This window comes from Pelomonas sp. V22 (assembly GCF_030014915.1).
Lineage (GTDB): Bacteria > Pseudomonadota > Gammaproteobacteria > Burkholderiales > Burkholderiaceae_C > JAUASW01.
Genome location: NZ_JAGIXS010000001.1, coordinates 989851 through 1007763, shown reverse-complemented (window position 1 = coordinate 1007763; position 17913 = coordinate 989851). Strand labels below are relative to the sequence as shown.

The following is a 17913-nucleotide window of genomic DNA, read 5'->3' as shown; positions in this document are numbered from 1 at the left end:
CTCCACACCCCACAAGAATCCAGAAATGCTGGGTGGGTGGCATCGTCCGAAGCCGCGTCCTGCGCCGACCTGCGGTCGGCGGGAGCCCCAGATTCACAACATCACGGAGCCCTCCCATGTCTTCTCGCTTTGACGCGACCGCCCTGGTCGTACCGTTTGAGAATCTGAGAATGAACGACGTCGAGGTCGTTGGCGGTAAGAACGCCAGCCTCGGCGAAATGATCTCGCAGCTCGCCGCCACCGGCGTGCGCGTGCCCGGCGGTTTCGCGACCACGGCCCACGCCTTCCGCGAGTTCCTCAAGTACGAGGGCCTGGACAAGCGCATCGAGGCGCGCCTGGCCACGCTCAACACCGACGACGTGCGCGCGCTGGCCGAGGCCGGCGCCGAGATCCGCAGCTGGCTGGAGGCGCAGCCCTTTCCGGCGGCCCTCGAAGCCGAGATCCGCAGCTCGTTTGCCAAGCTGACCGCCGACAACCCGGGCGTCAGCTTCGCCGTGCGCTCCTCCGCCACAGCCGAAGACCTGCCGGACGCCTCCTTCGCCGGCCAGCAGGAAACCTTCCTGAACGTGCATGGCATCGAAGAGGTGCTGCACAAGATGAAGGAGGTCTTCGCCTCCCTCTACAACGACCGCGCGATCAGCTACCGCGTGCACAAGGGCTTTGCCCATGCGGACGTGGCCCTCTCGGCCGGCGTGCAGCGCATGGTGCGCTCCGACCTCGGCTCGGCCGGTGTGATGTTCACCATCGACACCGAGAGCGGCTTCAAGGACGTGGTCTTTATCACCTCCAGCTACGGCCTCGGCGAGACCGTGGTGCAGGGCGCCGTCAACCCGGACGAGTTCTATGTGCACAAGCCGGCGCTTAAGAACGGCAAGTTGCCCATCATCCGCCGCAACCTGGGCTCCAAGCTGATACGCATGGAGTTCGCCACGCCGGAAGAGAAGGCTGCGTCGGGCAAGCTGGTGAAGACCGTGGACACCGTGCCCGAGGCCCGCAATCGCTACTCGCTGAATGACGAGGAAGTGATCGAGCTGGCCAAGTACGCGCTGATCATCGAGCAGCACTATGGCCGCGCCATGGACATCGAATGGGGCCGCGACGGCGAGGACGGCAAGCTCTACATCCTGCAGGCCCGCCCCGAGACGGTGAAGAGCCAGGCCGAAGGCCAGGTCGAGCACACCTACAAGCTCAAGGGTCACAGCGCCGTGCTGGTTGAAGGTCGAGCCATCGGCCAGAAGATCGGTACCGGGCCCGTGCGACTCGTCGAGAGCGTGGCCGAGATGGAGCGCGTGCAGCCGGGCGATGTGCTGGTGACCGACATGACCGACCCGAACTGGGAGCCGGTGATGAAGCGTGCCAGCGCCATCGTGACGAACCGAGGTGGCCGCACCTGCCACGCCGCCATCATTGCGCGCGAGCTGGGCATCCCGGCCGTGGTGGGCTGCGGAGATGCGACCGAGAAGCTGAAGGACGGCCAACTGGTCACCGTGGCCTGCTCGGAAGGCGACACCGGCTACATCTATGACGGCCTCCTGGAGACCGAGGTCAGCGAGGTGCATCGCGGCGAACTGCCGTACTGCCCGATCAAGATCATGATGAACGTCGGCAATCCGCAGCTGGCCTTCAACTTCGCGCAGATGCCGTCCAGCGGCGTGGGCCTGGCCCGCCTTGAGTTCATCATCAACAACAACATCGGCGTCCACCCCAAGGCCATCCTGGACTATCCGAACATCGATGCCGACCTGAAGAAGGCGGTCGAGTCGGTGGCCCGGGGCCATGCCTCGCCGCGCGCCTTCTACGTGGACAAGCTGGTCGAGGGCATCGCCACGATTGCCGCCGCCTTCTTCCCGCGCCCAGTGATCGTGCGTCTCTCGGACTTCAAGAGCAACGAGTACCGCAAGCTGATCGGCGGCTCGCGCTACGAGCCCGATGAAGAGAACCCGATGCTGGGTTTCCGTGGCGCCTCGCGCTACATCAGCGGTGAGTTCAGCGATGCCTTCGCGATGGAATGCGAAGCCCTGAAGCGCGTGCGCCACGACATGGGCTTGATCAATGTCGAGATCATGGTGCCCTTCGTGCGCACGGTGCGCCAGGCCGAACGCGTGGTCGGCATGCTGGCCGAGCGCGGCCTCAAGCGCGCGGCCTCGGGCGGCACGGACGGCCTGCGCATCATCATGATGTGCGAGGTCCCGAGCAATGCCATCCTGGCGGACCAGTTCCTGGAGCATTTCGACGGCATGTCCATCGGCTCGAACGACCTGACCCAGCTGACGCTGGGCCTGGACCGCGATTCGGGCTTGGAGCAACTGGCCGGCGACTTCGACGAGCGCGATCCTGCCGTCAAGGCCATGATCTCGCGCGCCATCAACGCCTGCCGGGCCACCGGCAAGTACATCGGCATCTGCGGTCAGGGCCCCAGCGACCATCCCGACTTCGCCGACTGGCTGGCCCAGGAAGGCATCGTCTCGATCTCGCTGAACCCGGACACGGTGATCGAGACCTGGCAGCGCCTGGCCGAGCGCAAGTAAGCGGCCCAGCAGGGAAGGGCGCAGCAGGGAAGGGCGCAGCACGCCATGCGGCGTCACGCGGGTTCGTCTGAATCGACAGCCCGCGCCGTGCGGCGGCATGATCGCCCGCCTATGTCCGCTCCCGCCCCGACCTCCGCAGCGCAAGGCTTCTCGCGCCGGCTGAACCGCATCTATGCCTGGTTCACCGTGGGCTTCGTGGGTTTCGTGCTGTTGCTGGCGGTGCTGGAGCACATGGGCCTGCCCAAGAGCTGGATAGGCTTTCTGTTCCTCTTGAGCACGGTGCTGCTCTATGCCGGCATCGGCGTGTTGTGCCGCACGACGGATGCCGACGAGTACTACGTGGCCGGCCGTCGTGTGCCGGCGCTTTACAACGGCATGGCCGCCGGCGCCGACTGGATGAGCGCCGCCACCTTTCTCGGCATGGCAGGCACGCTCTACCTGTCGGGCTATGGCGGCTTGGCCTTCGTGCTCGGCTGGACCGGCGGGTTCTGCCTGGTGGCGTTGCTGTTGGCGCCCTATCTGCGCAAGTTTGGCCGCTACACGGTGCCCGATTTTCTGGGCGAGCGCTATGGCGGCAACGCGGTGCGCCTGGTCGGCGTGACGGCGGCCATCCTCTGCTCCTTCATCTACGTGGTCGCGCAGATCTACGGCATCGGCCTGATCACCACGCGGCTCTCGGGCCTGACCTTCGAGATCGGCGTGTTCGTGGGCCTCGGAGGTGTGCTGGTCTGCTCGTTTCTTGGTGGCATGCGGGCTGTCACCTGGACCCAGGTGGCGCAGTACATCATCCTGATCATTGCCTACCTGGTGCCGGTGGTCTGGCTGTCGATCAAGCAGACCGGCGCACCGATACCTCAGCTGGCTTATGGCTACCAGCTGCAGAGCGTCAGCACCCGCGAGCGCGAGCTGATGAACGACCCGCGCGAGCTGGCCGTGATGCAAGCCTTTGCCAAGAATGCCAGCGACTACAACGAGAAACTGCAGGACGTGCCGGCGGCATTGGCGCGCGAGCGTCTGGCTGCAACCCGCCAGGTGGCGGCGCTGAAGGCCGAGGACGCGCCGCTGGCCCAGATCCAGGCCGCCGAGAAGCGCCGGGCCGCCTTGCCCCGCACTCCACCCGAGGCCGAGGATCAATGGCGCCGCGCCCAGGCCCAGGCCGAGCAGCGGGCCAAGCCGCTCGGCGGCATGCCGCCGCATGCCCAGCAGTTCGCGGGCGACCCGAATGGCAGCCCGGATGAACAGCGAGAGTTCAGCGAATCGCGGCGCAATTTCCTCGCCCTGGTGTTCTGCCTGGTGGTCGGCACGGCCGGCCTGCCGCACATCCTGGTACGCTACTTCACGACGCCCAGCGTGGCCGAGGCGCGGCGTTCGGTCGGCTGGTCGCTGTTCTTCATCTGCCTGCTTTACTTCACAGCGCCGGCCTTGGCCGTGATGGTCAAGTACGAGGTCTTCAACACCCTGGTGGGCACACCCTTCGACCAGTTGCCGGCCTGGATCTCGCAGTGGGCGAGGGTGGATTCCAGCCTGCTCTCGGTCAGCGACATCAACAAGGACGGCCTCTTGCAGCTCGGCGAGATGCGCATTGGCGGCGACATCATCATGCTGGCCACGCCCGAGATGGCGGGCCTGCCCTATGTGGTCTCGGGCATGGTGGCAGCGGGCGGCCTGGCGGCGGCGCTGTCCACGGCGGACGGCCTGCTCCTGACCATCTCGGGTGCGCTGTCGCACGACGTCTACTACCGCACCATCAATCCGCGCGCCTCGACCTCACGTCGCGTCACCATGTCCAAGGCCCTGCTGCTGCTGACTGCCCTGGCCGCAGCGGCGGTGGCGGCGCAGAAGCCGGCCGACATCCTCTTCCTGGTGACGGCGGCCTTCTCGTTCGCGGGCGCGGCCTTCTTTCCGGTGTTGGTGCTCGGTATCTTCTGGAAGCGGGCCAATGCCCCCGGCGCGATCGCCGGCATGCTGACCGGCCTGGCCATCACGGCCTACTACATGGTCACCGCCCACCCTTGGCTGCGCTCGGCCTTCAAGCTGGCCGGGCCGCCCGAGCTCTGGTGGGGCATACAGCCGCTGTCGGCTGGCCTGTTCGGCGTGCCGGCCGCCTTTGCCGCCTGCGTGTTGGTGAGCCTGCTGACCCGGGCGCCCTCGGCGCAGCAGCAGGGCCTGGTCGACCATCTGCAGGCGCCGCCCGCCCACTGAATCCGGCACGGCTTGGCCATCGCCGCTCGATCAGGGTATACTCGCGGGCTTCCCTTGCCGTACCCACGACTGCTGACGCTGTTGGGACGGCTTCCACTGGCTCAATCAAGGGTCTGGAATCCACAAGGAGTGTTTATGCGTCATTACGAGATCGTTCTGCTGATCCATCCGGATCAAAGCGAACAAGTTCCGGCCATGCTGGAGCGCTACAAGGGCCTGATCACCGCTGGCGGTGGTGCAGTGCATCGCGTCGAAGATTGGGGCCGCCGTCAACTGGCTTACCTGATCCAGAAGCTGGCCAAGGCCCATTACCTGTGCCTGAACATCGAATGCAGCAAGGAAGTCCTGGCTGAACTCGAAACGGGCTTCCGCTTCAACGACGCCGTGCTGCGTCACCTGACCGTGGCCAAGGACAAGGCCGAGACCACGCCGTCGGTGATGATGAAGGCTGTCGAGCGCGAAGAGGCCCGCAAGGCCCCGCAAGACGCCAACGCCTAAGCTGATTGGGTCGGCACTGGACCAGTTCCGCATGAGCGCCCCATGAACCAGCTGGTTCTGCAAGCGCAAATACAGGAGTTGGGCCTCGTCAGATACACACCGGCCGGCTTGACCGCCCAGGACTTCACGCTCAAAGCGGAGTCCGAGGTGATCGAAGCAGGCAGGCCCCGCAAAGTCTCCATGGAGATCAAGGCGGTGGCCATCGGAGAGATCTGCCGGAGCATCCAGGCGCTTGGTGTCGGTGGGAATGCCCTCTTCAAGGGGTTTCTCAGCAACCAGCGCAACGGCCGTGGAACCATCTTCCACGTCACCGCTCTGGACCGCCAATCAGCCAGCCCTTCGTTCGATACCGGATTGAATTAACAAGGACATCACTATGCCTCCCGCACGTGGTAAAGGTCGCTTCTCCAAAGACAAGAAGCCCAAGCGCAACCAACAATCGTTGCTGTTCCGTCGCAAGCGTTTCTGCCGCTTCACCGTCACCGGTGTCGAGCAGATCGACTACAAGGACATCGACACCCTGCGCGATTTCATCGCCGAAAACGGCAAGATCACGCCCGCTCGCCTGACCGGCACGCGCGCCTTCTTCCAGCGTCAACTGACGGTCTGCATCAAGCGCGCCCGTTTCCTGGCCATGCTGCCGTACAGCGACCAGCACAAGGTCTGAGGAGTTACCGAACATGCAAATCATCCTGCTTGAAAAGGTCGCGAACCTCGGCAACCTGGGCGACGTCGTCAAGGTCAAGGACGGCTACGCACGCAACTTCCTGATCCCGACCCGCCAGGCACGCCGTGCCACGGCCGCCGCGATCAAGGAATTCGAAGCCAAGCGCGCCGAACTGGAAAAGATCGCCGCTGAAAAGCTGGCAGCCGCCACCGCCCTGGGCGAAAGCCTGAACGGCAAGACCGTGCGCATCGCCCAGAAGGCTGGCGTGGACGGCCGTCTGTTCGGCTCGGTCACCAATGCTGACATCGCTGACGCGCTGGGCAAGCTGGGCTTCACGATCGCCAAGGCGCAGGTCCGCCTGCCCAATGGCCCGCTGAAGACCGTTGGCGAGTTCACCGTGGCCGTGGCTCCGCACACCGACGTGGTGGTGGAAGTCTCGGTGCAAGTGGTTGCCGACGCTGAATAAGTAGTGCCGCTCGCCCGCGCTTGCGCGGGCGGCAAGAAAAGCCGATGACTTGGTCATCGGCTTTTTTATTTGCGGGCTGCGATATACAGACCAGCCCCAAGCATTTCCACAGGCTTGTCCACAGGCCTGACGGCAGGCCAACCGTATAGTCCCTTCCATGTCTGCGATCTTCTCTACCGCCTCGTCTTCCAGTGGTTCTGACGACGAAGTCGCCCGCCTGCGCGTGCCGCCGCATTCGGTCGAGGCCGAACAAAGCGTGCTCGGGGGGCTGCTGATCGACAACAGCGCCTGGGACCGCGCCGGCGACCTGCTGACCGACACCGATTTCTACCGCTTCGAGCACAAGCAGATCTTTGCCGCCGTCGGCAAGCTGATCAACACCGGCAAGCCAGCCGACGTGGTGACCGTGTTCGAAGAGCTGACCTCGCTCGGCAAGGCCCAGGACTGCGGCGGCCTGCCCTACCTGAACGCGCTGGCGCAGAGTGTGCCAAGTGCCGCCAACTTGCGGCGTTATGCGGAAATCGTGCGCGAGCGCGCTGTGCTGCGCAAGCTGGTCACGGCCAGCGATGAGATCGCCAGCGCCGCCATGAACCCGCAGGGCCGGGCGGTGAAGGACATCGTCGACGAGGCCGAAGGCAAGATCTTCCGCATCAACGAGGAAGGCAACAAGAGCAGCCAGGGTTTCCAGAGCATGGACAACCTGATCGTGGCGCTGATCGACCGCGTCAACGAACTGGCCGAGAACGGCGCCGAGGACGTGACCGGCGTGCGCACCGGCTTCTACGACCTCGACAACATGACCGCCGGCTTCCAGCCCGGCGACCTGATCATCCTGGCGGCACGCCCCTCCATGGGCAAGACCGCCTTCGTGGTCAATATCGGCGAGAACGTGGCCATCAACGAAGGCCTGCCCGTCGTCATCTACTCCATGGAAATGGGCGCGGCCCAGCTGGCCCTGCGTATGGTCGGCTCGGTCGGTCGCATCGACCAGAGCCGCCTTCGCCTGGGCCGCCTGAACGACGACGAATGGGGCCGCCTCTCGGAGGCCGTCGACAAGCTCGGCAAGGCCCACATCTACATCGACGAAAGCCCGGGCCTCAGCCCCTCTGAGGTGCGCGCCCGCGCGCGCCGCCAGGCCCGCATCAGCGGCCAGCTGGGCCTGATCATCATCGACTACCTGCAGCTGATGAGCGGCAATGGCGGCGGAAATGAAGAGAACCGCGCCACCGTCATCGGCGAGATCTCGCGCGGCCTGAAAGCCCTGGCCAAGGAGCTCAAGTGCCCGGTGATCGCGCTGTCGCAGCTGAACCGCTCGGTGGAGCAGCGGCCCGACAAGCGGCCGATGATGTCCGACCTGCGCGAATCGGGCGCCATCGAGCAGGACGCCGACATCATCATGTTCATCTACCGCGACGAGTACTACACCAAGGAAGAGTGCAAGGAGCCGGGCGTGGCCGAGATCATCATCGCCAAGCAGCGTAATGGTCCGGTCGGCACGGTGAAGCTCGCCTTCCAGCGCATGCACACCAAGTTCGAGAACCTGGCGCCTGGCTACGTGAGCCCGGCCGGTGCCGAATACTGATGGACCGCGCCCGCTAGAGGCTGCGATGTCCGACCCGATCTTCGTCCCTGCGGCGATCCGGCCGAGCAGCGAGCAATTGCTCATCCAGACCACCCGCGCCCGACACCTGCTGATCGAGGCCAATGCCGGCGCGGCCAAGACCACCACGCTGGCCTTGCGCATTGCCCAGGCGCTTCAGCGCGGCGCCAGTCCCGAGATGGTGCTGGCATTGACCTACACGGCGCCGGCCGTCCAGGCCCTGCAGACGCAGCTGCGCCTGATCGGCGTTGCGCCCGCGCAGGTCGCGGCGCTGCGCATCCACACCTTCGAGTCCTTCAGCGCCGAGGTCTTGAAGGCCATCGAAGGCCCGGGCGTCCAGCAACTGATGAGCCTGGAGCAAGTCCGGCCCTATGTGCTGCGCGCCATCGAGCGTGCCCAGAGCTGGCCCGATGAGCGCTATCCGGACGAGCTGGCCATGACCGCGCCGTCGGAAGCGCTGGTCGAGGGCCTGCTGCAATCCTTCGCCGTGCTCAAGGGCGGGCTGCGCATCGAGCAGCAGGCCTGGGAGGGCGCAGCCAGCCCGGAGCAGGCCGAGGAACTGGCTTGCGACTACTTCACGCTGCGCGTGCGCGGTGCCTACGAGGCCATACGCCGGGGCGGGCATCCGGACCATCCGGCCTTTCGCCACGAGGGCGATGCCTGCTACGACCTGGCCCGCGCCCTGGTCGGTGAGGAGGGCCTGGCGGCCGGCGATGCTTCGCCGCTGGACCTCGGCCTGGCCCTGGTCGTCGTCGATGAAATGCACGACACCAACCGAGCGATGTTCACCTTGCTGAAGGGGCTGCTGCAGCACAACCGCCGCGCTGCGTTCGTCGGCGTCGGCGACCGCGACCAGGTCATCCATTCACAGGCTGCGGCCGAGGCTGGCTTCATGGGCGAGCATTTCGAGCGCGAGATCGGCCTGCCGCTGCGCCTGCCGCTGACGGCCAGCCATCGCTTCGGCGCGACGCTCGCCCAGGCGGCGGGAGCACTGGCCCGCAAGCCCTATGCGGCGGCGGGCGCGCGTGCCACCGAGGTCCGTTTGCTGCCAGCGGAATCCCATGCGTTGCAGGCACAGTTCATTGCGCGGCTCGCGCAGGAGCATCTGGCCCAGTCGGAGCACCAGGAGCTGCGCCTGCTGCTGCGCCGGCCCTCTCAGTCCGTGCTGATCGAGCGAGAGCTTCTGAAGCTGGGCATTGGCTACGCGACGCAAGACCTGCGGCCCTTCCTGCAGCGCCGCGAGGTGCTGCTGGTGCGCGGTCTGCAGGCCTTCGGCATCGACGACTACTCGGGCTTTGTCGACAAGGCTCAACGCGCCCAGGTGCTGGAGGCGCTGATGCTATTCAGCGGCGCCTGGATCGACAGCACCGAGCTGCGCCATGTCGACGCCGTCACCGCGCAGCGCCGCGCGATTGACGAAGCGGCGGCGCCGCCTGACGGCATGCGCGACTTCATTGCCAACCAGGTGCTGCGCACGGCTTCAAGCTTTGCCTTGCCCCGCTTGCAGGCGGCCATGGAGCTTCTTCGCAGCGGCGGGCTGCGCGCCTTCTCGCAGGGCTTCATGCAGGCGCTCGATCCAGCCGGGTTGGCGCGCGCGGTGCTGGTCCGGCGCGAGGACATCCTGCAGGTGCGCGACAACATCGCCCAATTGGTGCAGCTGGTGCTGGCCGAGGACACCAGCGTGGCTGACGCCTTCCAGCTGCTGCATGCGCTGGCCCAGGTCCAGCAGCGCCAGCGCGGGCAGCCGCGCGTCACGCTCTCCAGCATCGAGGCTGCCAAGGGCCTGGAGTTCGACCATGTGCTGATCCCGCACCTCAGCCGGGGCGAGTTCGTTGGCGAGGCAGGCGCGGCGGAGAACCGCAACCTGCTCTATGTGGCGATGACGCGGGCCCGCCATCGCCTGACGCTTGGCTTCAATCCGCAGTCGCCGTCGCGCTTCCTGATTGATGCGGGATTGCTAACCGAAAATTGACGCACCCTGTGTTCAGGGCATGCAGCTGCCGCCATCGGGCTCGGTGAAGCGGGCCCGGCTCAACCGGCCGGCCTCGACACCGAAGCTCAACTCAGCCCCGCCGCGTTCACAGGCCAGTTTGAAGCGCGCCGTGGTCTTGCCATCGCCGCCGATCTGCTCGCCGACCGTGCAGGTGCCATGCACCTGCTGGTTGGCCTGCAGCGTGATGGCCAGGTCGGCACGGCGCAGCGCGGGCGCCAGGCGCAGGTCGTTGCCGCCATTCGTGTGGGCGCGGGCCAGCGCCCGGGCCAGCTCGACGAGCTCGGCCGAGGCCGGCCGCGTGGCCTGCATCTCCAGGTGCTGGATCAGCGGCGGATCGGTCGGCGCCAGCGTCATCGTGGCGTCCAGCCAGCCCTGCTCGCAGGCAATGCGCAGCTTGCCGCGCAGTGCGTTCTCGGCCTTGAAGGAGCCGAACTTGCAGCTGCCCAGGCCCTCGCGCATCGCGGCAATCTCGCTGCGGCGCTTGTCCAGTGGGCGGTCGAGGAAGAGATTGAAGGCCGCCAGGGCCTCGGCCCGTGCGTCGCTCCACTTGTCGATCAGGGCCACCGTGTCTTGAGCAACGCGGAGCATGGCCGGCGAGGGCTGGGCTTCGCGCGCCTGCAGCGCGCCGGTATCGAGCAGCATCTGCAGCGCCTGGCGCGCGAGGCCGCCGGCCGGCGCATAGGTCAGGTTGGCCATCACGAACACGCCGACGCCGCGCTCGGGCAGCCACACCATGTGCGAGCCAAAACCCGGCAGGCCGCCCGAATGGCCCACCTCCGTGCCCCAGCGGCAGTCGTCGGTGACACCGAGGCCGAAGCCGTAGTTGCGGGCTCGCGCGCTCAGCGGACCGCCCGCCAGCGGGCGCATCGCCGAGATCGCTGGTGCGCCGAGACCGGACTGCATCTCGCGCAAAGTACGGCGCAGCACCGGCGAGTTTTCGGCATCGTCGCGCGGCGGGAAGGCCGAGAGCATCATCGCTACATAGCGCGAGAGGTCGCGGGCGCTGGTCAGCAAGCCACCCATGGCGCCGCCGACGCCGTCATCCAGCATAGGCTCGGCCGCGAGCTTGTCGCCTTCCTTGCGGTAACCGAGGGCGAGCTGCTCACGCGGCACCTCGGCCGGGCCCCAGGCGCTCGCCTTCATGCCCAGCGGCCGCAGGATCTCCTCACGGATGTATTGCTGGTAGGGCCGTCCCGAGGCCTGGCTGATGACCTGGCCGAGGATCATGAAGCCAAGGTTGGAGTACTCGAAGCTGCTGCCCGGCGCCGTCGAGAACGGCACGCCCTTGGCCAGCCAGGCGGAGAAGTCGCGCGGCGAAATGTCGAGGAAGCGGTCGCCATAGGGGTTGTCTTCGGGCAGGCCGCCGAGGTGTGCGAGCAACTGGCGGACGGTGATGGGCCCTGAGTCGCGCGTCGGGGCCTGCCAGCGTGCCAGCTCGGGCACATGCAGCGAGACCGGGTCATCGAGCCGCAGCTTGCCGGCGTCGCGCAGCTTCAGGATGGCGAGGCCGGTAAAGCTCTTGGTCATCGAGGCGATGCGGAATACCGTGTCGGCATCGACCGCATGGCCTTCCTGGTCGCGCAGGCCCAGGCCTTTCAAGAGCACCGGCTCGCCATCAATGACGATGCCGAAGGCCAGGCCCGGGATGCCAGCGTCCTGCATGCGGTCGCGCATCATCTGCTCGATGGCCGGCAAGGCCTTCATGAGGCGAGGCAGGCGCTCCGGGTCGCTGAAGCGGGCCGGCGGCAGTTGCGGGCCGGCCACGCTGTTGCCGCAGAGCTGCAGGGCCAGCAGTGCCGGCAGCGCCCAGGCGAGGACTCGATTTCTCATGCTTGTGTTCCCTTGAGAGCAGGCCGCGATTGTTGCCTCAGCCCGTTGCTCCTGGTCTGGCGGATTTCCTGAGGCTGTATAAAAATACAGCATGCCTTTCAAGCCCAGTACCAATGCCAAACCGGCCCTGGCCCAGCCGCTCTACGTCCAGGCCGATGCGCTCAAAGGCCGGGGCAGTGCTTGGGCCATCAAGCATCGCTTCAGCAAGGACCTGCGCGAGCAATATGACGACGGCTGGGGCTCGCTGGAGCAGGAGGCGAGCGAGGAACACCTGCCGCCAGCCACCCAGATCATCGAGGAGCAGGCCAAGTCCATCCTCTCGACCAATCAGTCGCCCGACATCGGCTTCGACATTTCCATCAACCCCTACCGGGGCTGCGAGCACGGCTGTATTTATTGCTTCGCACGGCCCACCCACAGCTACCTGAACATGTCGCCCGGCCTCGATTTCGAGACCCGCATCATCGCCAAGATGAATGCGCCGGAGCGCTTGCGCGAGGCCTTGAGCAAGCCCGGCTACAAGCCCCGCATGCTCTGCATGGGCACGGCCACCGACGTCTACCAGCCGGTGGAGCGCGAACTGCAGATCACGCGGCGCATCGTCGAGCTGCTGGCCGAATGCGAGCATGCGTTCTCGGTCGTGACCAAGTCCTCCGGCATCGAGCGCGACCTCGACCTGATCGCACCGATGGCGGCTCGCAACCAGATGGCCGTCTATGTGTCGGTCACCACGCTCGACCCGCATCTGGCCCGCACCTTGGAGCCGCGCGCCGCCGCGCCGCACCGGCGGCTGCGCACGATCAAGACCCTGGCCGAGGCCGGCGTGCCGGTGGGCGTGAGCGTGTCGCCCCTCATTCCCTTCCTGAACGAGCCGGAGCTGGAGCGCATCCTCGAGGCGGCCGCCGAGGCCGGCGCCAGCATGGCCTTCAGCATTCCGTTGCGCCTGCCCTGGGAGGTCGACCCCTTGTTCCAGGACTGGCTGCAGCAGCACCAGCCCGACAAGGCGGCGCGCGTGATGGCCCGGCTGCGCGAGATGCGCGGCGGCCGCGACAACGACCCGAACTTCGGCACCCGCATGACCGGCGAAGGTATCTGGGCGCAACTGCTGCGCCAGCGGCTCAACAAGGCCGCCGCCCGCTTTGGCCTGATGCGCGAGCGAGCGCCGCTGGACCTGAGCCGCTTCAGGCCGCCGGGTGCGGCGGTCGCAGCAGACGCGGCACAGGGCGAGCTGTTCTGACTCTCGTTCGGAATCAGCGGCAGCCGGCCAGAATGTCCCAGTCGCTGCGGTAGACCTGGCTCTGCACGCCGCTGTAGCCGAGCACCGTGTGGAACAGCTGGTCGTGCGAGAAGGGCTGGTCCAGGCGGCTCTTCAGGCAGCCGCTCTTGAGCTTCAGTGCCTGGCTGCTGGCCTCGGGCAGCCACAGGATCATCGGGATGTGCGTCTGCTCCTTGGGGGCCATGCTGTAGGGCAGGCCATGCAGGTAGAGATTGTTCTCGCCCAGCGATTCGCCGTGGTCTGAGGCATAGAGCAGGGCCGTGTCGAAGCGGTCCGATTTGGTCTTCAGCCAATCGATGCCGCGCGCCAGCAGCCAGTCGGCATAGGCAATCGAGTTGTCATAGGCATTGACCACGGCCTGGCGCTCGCATTGCTGCAAGGCATTGGACTTGCACTCGGGCTGGAAGGGCTTGCGGTCCGCCGGCGATCGCTTGTAGTAGGCCGGGCCATGGCTGCCCATCTGGTGCATGACCAGCACCACGCCGCGTGCCACGCGTTCAGGGTCCAGCGCGGCGAGGCGCTCGTCCAGGCCCTGCACGAGCGCGCCGTCCAGGCATTCCTCGCCATCGCAAAGGCCGGCCGGCAGCGGCGCCGCGCCCTTCACGGGCTGGGCGGCCATGGCATTGGGCACGCGCTCGCAGATGCCCTTGCAGCCCGATTGGTTGTCCAGCCACAGCACCGCGAGGCCGGCGCGCTGCAGCACGTCCATCAGCGTCTCCTGCGGCCGCTTCTGCTCCAGGAAGGCCTCGCGGCCGAGCGGCGAGAACATGCAGGGCAGGGAGGCGGCCGTGCTGGTGCCGCAGGAAGAGACCTTGCGGAAGCTCAGCACGTCGGCCTTGGCCAGTTCCGGGTTGGTCGGCTGGCCATAGCCATTGAGCGAGAAGTTGGCCGAGCGGGCGGTCTCGCCGACCACCAGCAGCAACAGGCGCGGCTTGGCGCCGGCCTCGCGCGGCGCGAGCTTGGCGTCAGCGCCAATCACCTCGGGCGGGCCCTTGGGCTCGGCGCGCTTGGCGGCCAGCACCGAGCCGAGCGAGTAATAGAGGTTGACCGGGCTGATCATGTAGCGCAGCGACTTGTTGTTGCGCATGGTCGAGGCCAGGTCGGCAAAGCAGCTCAGGGCCAGGCCCACGGCCAGCACGAGGCCAGCGGCAAAGGCCAGCAGGTTGCGGCCGAGGCGCCCCGGCCAGGGGTGGGCATGCAGCTTGCGCTTCCACAGCCAGGCGATGGGCAGCAAGGCCAGCATCGAGAGGCTCAAGAGCAGGCCGATGCTCAGCAGGTCGCGAGACTCGCGCACGTCGGTCTGCAGGATGTTGACCACCATGGTGGGGTCGATCACCGTGCCATAGCTGCCCATGAAGTGCGCCAGGGCGGCGGCGCTCAGCAGCATCACGGCCAGGGCCGGCTTGATCAGGCGCGGCCAGGCGAACAGGCTCAGCAGGGCACCGAGCACGGCCGTGACCATGCCGGCGAACACGAGGATGAAGACGCGGCCGCCGCCATTGGCCAGCTCGGGCAGGGCCAGCATGCGCTGCCACAGCGGCCAGTTGCTGAAGAGGCCGAGCCAGAGCGCGCCCAGCCAGGCGAGGGTCAGCGGTGAATCGAGGGTGGGCTTGCCGAACAGGCGGAAGAGGGCGCGCATGCGAGTGGGGGCATCGTGTCGATGGCGCGCATTGTGGCGCAGCCCGATGAAGCCCAGCTTGCGCTCAGGCCGCCACCGTCTTGGGCGCGGCCTTGGTGCGCAGCGCGAGCCCGCCCACGGCACGCTGATTGCGCGCCAGGGCCGTGCCGAGCGGCCTCACCCAGCGGGCCTGCAGCTCCTCGATGCGCTGGGCCAGCTCGGCCGCATCGGCCACCTTCTCGGCATGGCGCTGCAGCACCAGGCTGGCCATGTCGATCAGTTTGGCGTTGCGGGTCTGCTCACCCTGCTCGATCAAGAGGGCCACGCCCATGCGGGCCTCATGGCGCATCGAGTAGCGCATGGCGGTCTCGGCCACGCCGAAGATGCGGGCATGGCAGTCGCGCAGCTCGGTGGCGGCGGCCTCATTGGCTTCGGTCATGGCGACCATCAGCTCGGTGCTCGACTTGGAGACGCAGTAGCGCAGGCCGAGCCGGGTGATGGTGGCATCCATTTCCTCGAGCTGGATGTCCTGGGCATGCAGGCGCACCAGCACGGCCACCAGCAGCGTGGCGGACTCCAGGTCGAAGTCCGGACGTTCCGATTGAGTGCTCAGATCCCGTGTCAGGGCAAGGGCCTCGGCCAGTTGGCGGCCATACAGCGCCCTGAGAATCCGCAGCACCTGCTCGAAGCGCTGCATGCGCATGCCGCTATCGGCGCGCTCACTCATCTGGGTCAGGCAGTCCTGCACATAGGCCAGGCCCTTGCCGTCCTTGTTGTCGAAGCGCATCAGGCCCAGCAAGACCAGGTTCAGCGCATCGAAGAGCTTGGACTTGAGGCCATTGGCCATGGTCCGTTCGAACAAACGGATCGCCTCGTCGCGCTCGTTCGCATAGAAGGCCAGCGTGGCGCAGCGCTGGGTGCGCAGGATGCAGCCGGGCGTCAGGCGGGCGGCGGTGCGGTAGGTCTCGAGCGCGGCCGTGACCTCGCCCTGCTCCATCTGCACGCGGCCCATCATGTCGTAGGAGTCGGCGTGGTCGGGCATGTCGCCGATCAGCACTTCCAGCGTGCGGCGCGCGCCGATCAGGTTGCCCGAGGCCAGCTCGGCGCGGGCCACGCCGAGGCGGGCCCAGGGCACGGTCTTGGCTTCGATGATGGCGTCGTACATCTGGCGCGCCTCGGCATGGCGCTCCAGGCGCAGCAGCAGCTCGGCGCCGATGCGCGCGGCATAGAGCCAGAACGGCGCACGCGCCTCGAAGCGCTTCATGCAATGGGCGGCAGCGGTGGCGAAGTCCTCGTTCTCGATGGCCTCGAAGATGTCCTTCAGCACGCGCTTGCGATAGCGCGCGCTGGCCAGGCGCTCGGCCAGCGAGGCCGTGGTGTAGGGCTTGATCAGGTAGGCGTCGAGTGCGGCCTCGGCCGCCTCGGCCACCACGGCATAGGTGGCCTCACCGGTCACCATCACGAAGACGGTGGAGTAGGGCAGCAATTGCTCGCGGCGCAGTTCGTCCAGCAACTGCTGGCCCGATTGCTCGCTGCCCTCGAAGTGGTAGTCGCACAGGACGATGTCGTAGGCCTTGTTCTCCAGGATCACGCGGGCATCACGCAGCCGCGTGGTCTGGCGCACATTGCCGACGCCGAGGTCGCGCAGCTGCGCGGCCATCAGGCTGCGCGAGTTGGCATTGGCGTCAATGATCAGCGCGCTGGCCTGCTGGATGCTGTCGTCAAGGATTCGCATCGCAGCATGGGCGGCAGCCCGTCGTGGGCGCACGGCCAGGCCGGGCGCAAGGGCAAAGAACAGGTTTCACCAACGATTCGGATCTTGTGTTTGTGCTGCAACTGTAGGCGCAGAGCGCACGGATTGCAGTCGGGGCCTGCCCCGGTGTGCTGCCTGACCCGCGTGACAAATGCACGGCGGCAGAAAAAAACGCCGCAGCTCCCAGCGGAGCGGCGGCGTTCCGGGCCCGGGTTGGCGGGCTTACTTGAACAGGTCCTTGACCCGGTCGGTCCAGCTCTTGGCATTCGGCGAGTGGCGCTCGCCGCCTTCCTTGAAGCTCTTGTCCAGGTCCTTCAGCAGCTTGCGCTGGTACTCGGTCAGCTTGACCGGCGTCTCGATGCTGATGTGGCAGTAGAGGTCACCGGGATAGCTGGAGCGCACGCCCTTGATGCCCTTGCCACGCAGGCGGAAGGTCTTGCCATGCTGCGTGCCTTCCGGCAGCTCGATCTCTGCCTTGCCGGTGAGGTTCGGGACCTCGATCGTGCCGCCGAGCGCGGCCGTGGTCATGGACACCGGCATCGTGCAGTGCAGGTCGTCGCCGTCGCGCTCGAAGATCTCGTGCTGCTTGATGCGGATCTCGATGTAGAGATCGCCCGACGGGCCGCCGTTGACGCCCGGTTCGCCGTTGCCGGCAGAGCGTATGCGCATGCCCTCGTTGATGCCGGCCGGGATCTTGACCTCGAGCGTCTTGGTCTTCTTGATCTTGCCCTGGCCATTGCAGCTGGTGCAGGGGTCGGGAATGATCTTGCCGCTGCCATGGCAGTGCGGGCAGGTCTGCTGCACCGAGAAGAAGCCCTGGCGCATGTGCACCGTGCCCGAGCCATTGCAGGAGCCGCAGCTCTTGGCGCTGGTGCCGGGCTTGGCGCCGCTGCCCTTGCAGGTTTCGCAGCCTTCCCAGCTGGGGATGCGGATCTGGGTTTCCTTGCCCTTGGCCGCTTCTTCCAGCGTGATCTCCATCGCGTAGGAGAGGTCGCTGCCGCGGTAGACCTGCTGGCCGCCGCCGCGCCGGCCGGCACCACCGGCGCCGCCGCCGAAGATGTCGCCGAAGATGTCGCCGAAGGCCTCGGCAAAGCCGCCAAAGCCTTCCGCGCCCGGGCCGCCACGGCCGCCCATGTTGGGGTCGACGCCGGCATGGCCGTACTGGTCGTAGGCCGCGCGCTTCTGGCCGTCGGAGAGCATCTCGTAGGCCTCCTTGGCCTCCTTGAATTTCTCCTCGGCCGCCTTGGCACCGTCCCCCTGGTTGCGGTCGGGGTGGTGCTTCATGGCCAGCTTGCGGTAGGCCTTCTTGATGTCGTCCTCGGAAGCGTTCTTGGCGACGCCGAGGATTTCGTAATAGTCACGCTTTGCCATGGGAGCTTTCGCGAGCGTTGGCTTTTAAACAGTTGCGCCGCGTCAGACCCCGTGAAGGGCCTGCGCGGCGTCAGAGACGGCCGAGGGCGTCGGGTGGGACGCCATCGGCAC

The 17913-nt window shown here is 66.8% G+C and carries 13 protein-coding genes; 9 read left to right on the top strand and 4 right to left on the bottom strand.

Features of this window, described 5'->3' with window-relative positions; genetic code table 11:
- Positions 1-116 precede the first annotated feature (116 nt).
- From ppsA to J7U46_RS04510, 8 genes are all read left to right on the top strand, one after another.
- Positions 117-2528, top strand: a complete 2412-nt coding sequence (gene ppsA / locus J7U46_RS04545; protein WP_282823642.1) for a phosphoenolpyruvate synthase — start codon at positions 117-119, stop codon at positions 2526-2528.
- A gap of 111 nt (positions 2529-2639) precedes the next feature.
- Complete coding sequence (locus J7U46_RS04540) at positions 2640-4730, top strand: VC_2705 family sodium/solute symporter (protein ID WP_282823641.1); 2091 nt, start codon at positions 2640-2642, stop codon at positions 4728-4730.
- Positions 4731-4865: 135 nt separating this feature from the next.
- The gene (gene rpsF, locus J7U46_RS04535; RefSeq protein ID WP_282823640.1) at positions 4866-5228 is read left to right on the top strand and encodes a 30S ribosomal protein S6; all 363 of its coding nucleotides are present in this window, start codon (positions 4866-4868) and stop codon (positions 5226-5228) included.
- 42 nt (positions 5229-5270) lie between these two features.
- Positions 5271-5591 carry a primosomal replication protein N gene (gene priB / locus J7U46_RS04530; RefSeq protein WP_282823639.1) on the top strand — a complete coding sequence of 107 codons (321 nt, stop codon included), beginning with the start codon at positions 5271-5273 and terminating at the stop codon, positions 5589-5591.
- Positions 5592-5604: 13 nt separating this feature from the next.
- Complete coding sequence (rpsR, locus tag J7U46_RS04525) at positions 5605-5895, top strand: 30S ribosomal protein S18 (protein WP_282823638.1); 291 nt, start codon at positions 5605-5607, stop codon at positions 5893-5895.
- 13 nt (positions 5896-5908) lie between these two features.
- Positions 5909-6361: a 50S ribosomal protein L9 gene (rplI, locus tag J7U46_RS04520; protein ID WP_282823637.1), complete on the top strand. Its 453-nt coding sequence runs from the start codon at positions 5909-5911 to the stop codon at positions 6359-6361.
- Between the two features lie 157 nt (positions 6362-6518).
- Complete coding sequence (dnaB, locus tag J7U46_RS04515) at positions 6519-7943, top strand: replicative DNA helicase (protein ID WP_282823636.1); 1425 nt, start codon at positions 6519-6521, stop codon at positions 7941-7943.
- Positions 7944-7968: 25 nt separating this feature from the next.
- Positions 7969-9933, top strand: coding sequence for an ATP-dependent helicase (locus J7U46_RS04510; RefSeq protein WP_282823635.1), 1965 nt, complete (start codon positions 7969-7971; stop codon positions 9931-9933).
- Between the two features lie 12 nt (positions 9934-9945).
- On the opposite strand, the gene J7U46_RS04505 is transcribed toward J7U46_RS04510, so the two are convergent.
- Positions 9946-11784 carry a serine hydrolase domain-containing protein gene (locus J7U46_RS04505; RefSeq protein WP_282823634.1) on the bottom strand — a complete coding sequence of 613 codons (1839 nt, stop codon included), beginning with the start codon at positions 11782-11784 and terminating at the stop codon, positions 9946-9948.
- 91 nt (positions 11785-11875) lie between these two features.
- Here J7U46_RS04505 and J7U46_RS04500 point away from each other — a divergent pair, with 91 nt between their 5' ends.
- Complete coding sequence (locus J7U46_RS04500) at positions 11876-13021, top strand: PA0069 family radical SAM protein (RefSeq protein WP_282823633.1); 1146 nt, start codon at positions 11876-11878, stop codon at positions 13019-13021.
- A 13-nt stretch (positions 13022-13034) separates the two neighbouring features.
- Here J7U46_RS04500 and J7U46_RS04495 read toward each other — a convergent pair whose 3' ends face one another.
- The 3 genes from J7U46_RS04495 to dnaJ all read right to left on the bottom strand — a co-directional run bounded on the left by J7U46_RS04495 (position 13035) and on the right by dnaJ (position 17802).
- On the bottom strand, positions 13035-14699 hold the full coding sequence (locus J7U46_RS04495) for a phosphoethanolamine--lipid A transferase (RefSeq protein WP_282823632.1): 1665 nt from the start codon (positions 14697-14699) through the stop codon (positions 13035-13037).
- A 64-nt stretch (positions 14700-14763) separates the two neighbouring features.
- Entirely contained in the window at positions 14764-16413 is a 1650-nt protein-coding gene (locus tag J7U46_RS04490; protein ID WP_282823631.1) for a response regulator, read from the bottom strand.
- Positions 16414-16653: 240 nt separating this feature from the next.
- Positions 16654-17802 (bottom strand): molecular chaperone DnaJ, encoded by a 1149-nt coding sequence (gene dnaJ / locus J7U46_RS04485; protein WP_282823630.1) that lies wholly within the window; start codon positions 17800-17802, stop codon positions 16654-16656.
- Positions 17803-17913 lie beyond the last annotated feature (111 nt).

Coding starts and splice junctions, on each gene's coding strand:
- rpsR (WP_282823638.1), top strand. CDS start 5,605: ATGCCTCCCGCACGTGGTAAAGGTCGCTTCTCCAAAGACAAGAAGCCC.
- J7U46_RS04500 (WP_282823633.1), top strand. CDS start 11,876: ATGCCTTTCAAGCCCAGTACCAATGCCAAACCGGCCCTGGCCCAGCCG.
- J7U46_RS04495 (WP_282823632.1), bottom strand. CDS start 14,699: ATGCGCGCCCTCTTCCGCCTGTTCGGCAAGCCCACCCTCGATTCACCG.
- J7U46_RS04505 (WP_282823634.1), bottom strand. CDS start 11,784: ATGAGAAATCGAGTCCTCGCCTGGGCGCTGCCGGCACTGCTGGCCCTG.
- dnaB (WP_282823636.1), top strand. CDS start 6,519: ATGTCTGCGATCTTCTCTACCGCCTCGTCTTCCAGTGGTTCTGACGAC.
- dnaJ (WP_282823630.1), bottom strand. CDS start 17,802: ATGGCAAAGCGTGACTATTACGAAATCCTCGGCGTCGCCAAGAACGCT.
- priB (WP_282823639.1), top strand. CDS start 5,271: ATGAACCAGCTGGTTCTGCAAGCGCAAATACAGGAGTTGGGCCTCGTC.
- ppsA (WP_282823642.1), top strand. CDS start 117: ATGTCTTCTCGCTTTGACGCGACCGCCCTGGTCGTACCGTTTGAGAAT.
- rpsF (WP_282823640.1), top strand. CDS start 4,866: ATGCGTCATTACGAGATCGTTCTGCTGATCCATCCGGATCAAAGCGAA.
- rplI (WP_282823637.1), top strand. CDS start 5,909: ATGCAAATCATCCTGCTTGAAAAGGTCGCGAACCTCGGCAACCTGGGC.
- J7U46_RS04490 (WP_282823631.1), bottom strand. CDS start 16,413: ATGCGAATCCTTGACGACAGCATCCAGCAGGCCAGCGCGCTGATCATT.
- J7U46_RS04510 (WP_282823635.1), top strand. CDS start 7,969: ATGTCCGACCCGATCTTCGTCCCTGCGGCGATCCGGCCGAGCAGCGAG.
- J7U46_RS04540 (WP_282823641.1), top strand. CDS start 2,640: ATGTCCGCTCCCGCCCCGACCTCCGCAGCGCAAGGCTTCTCGCGCCGG.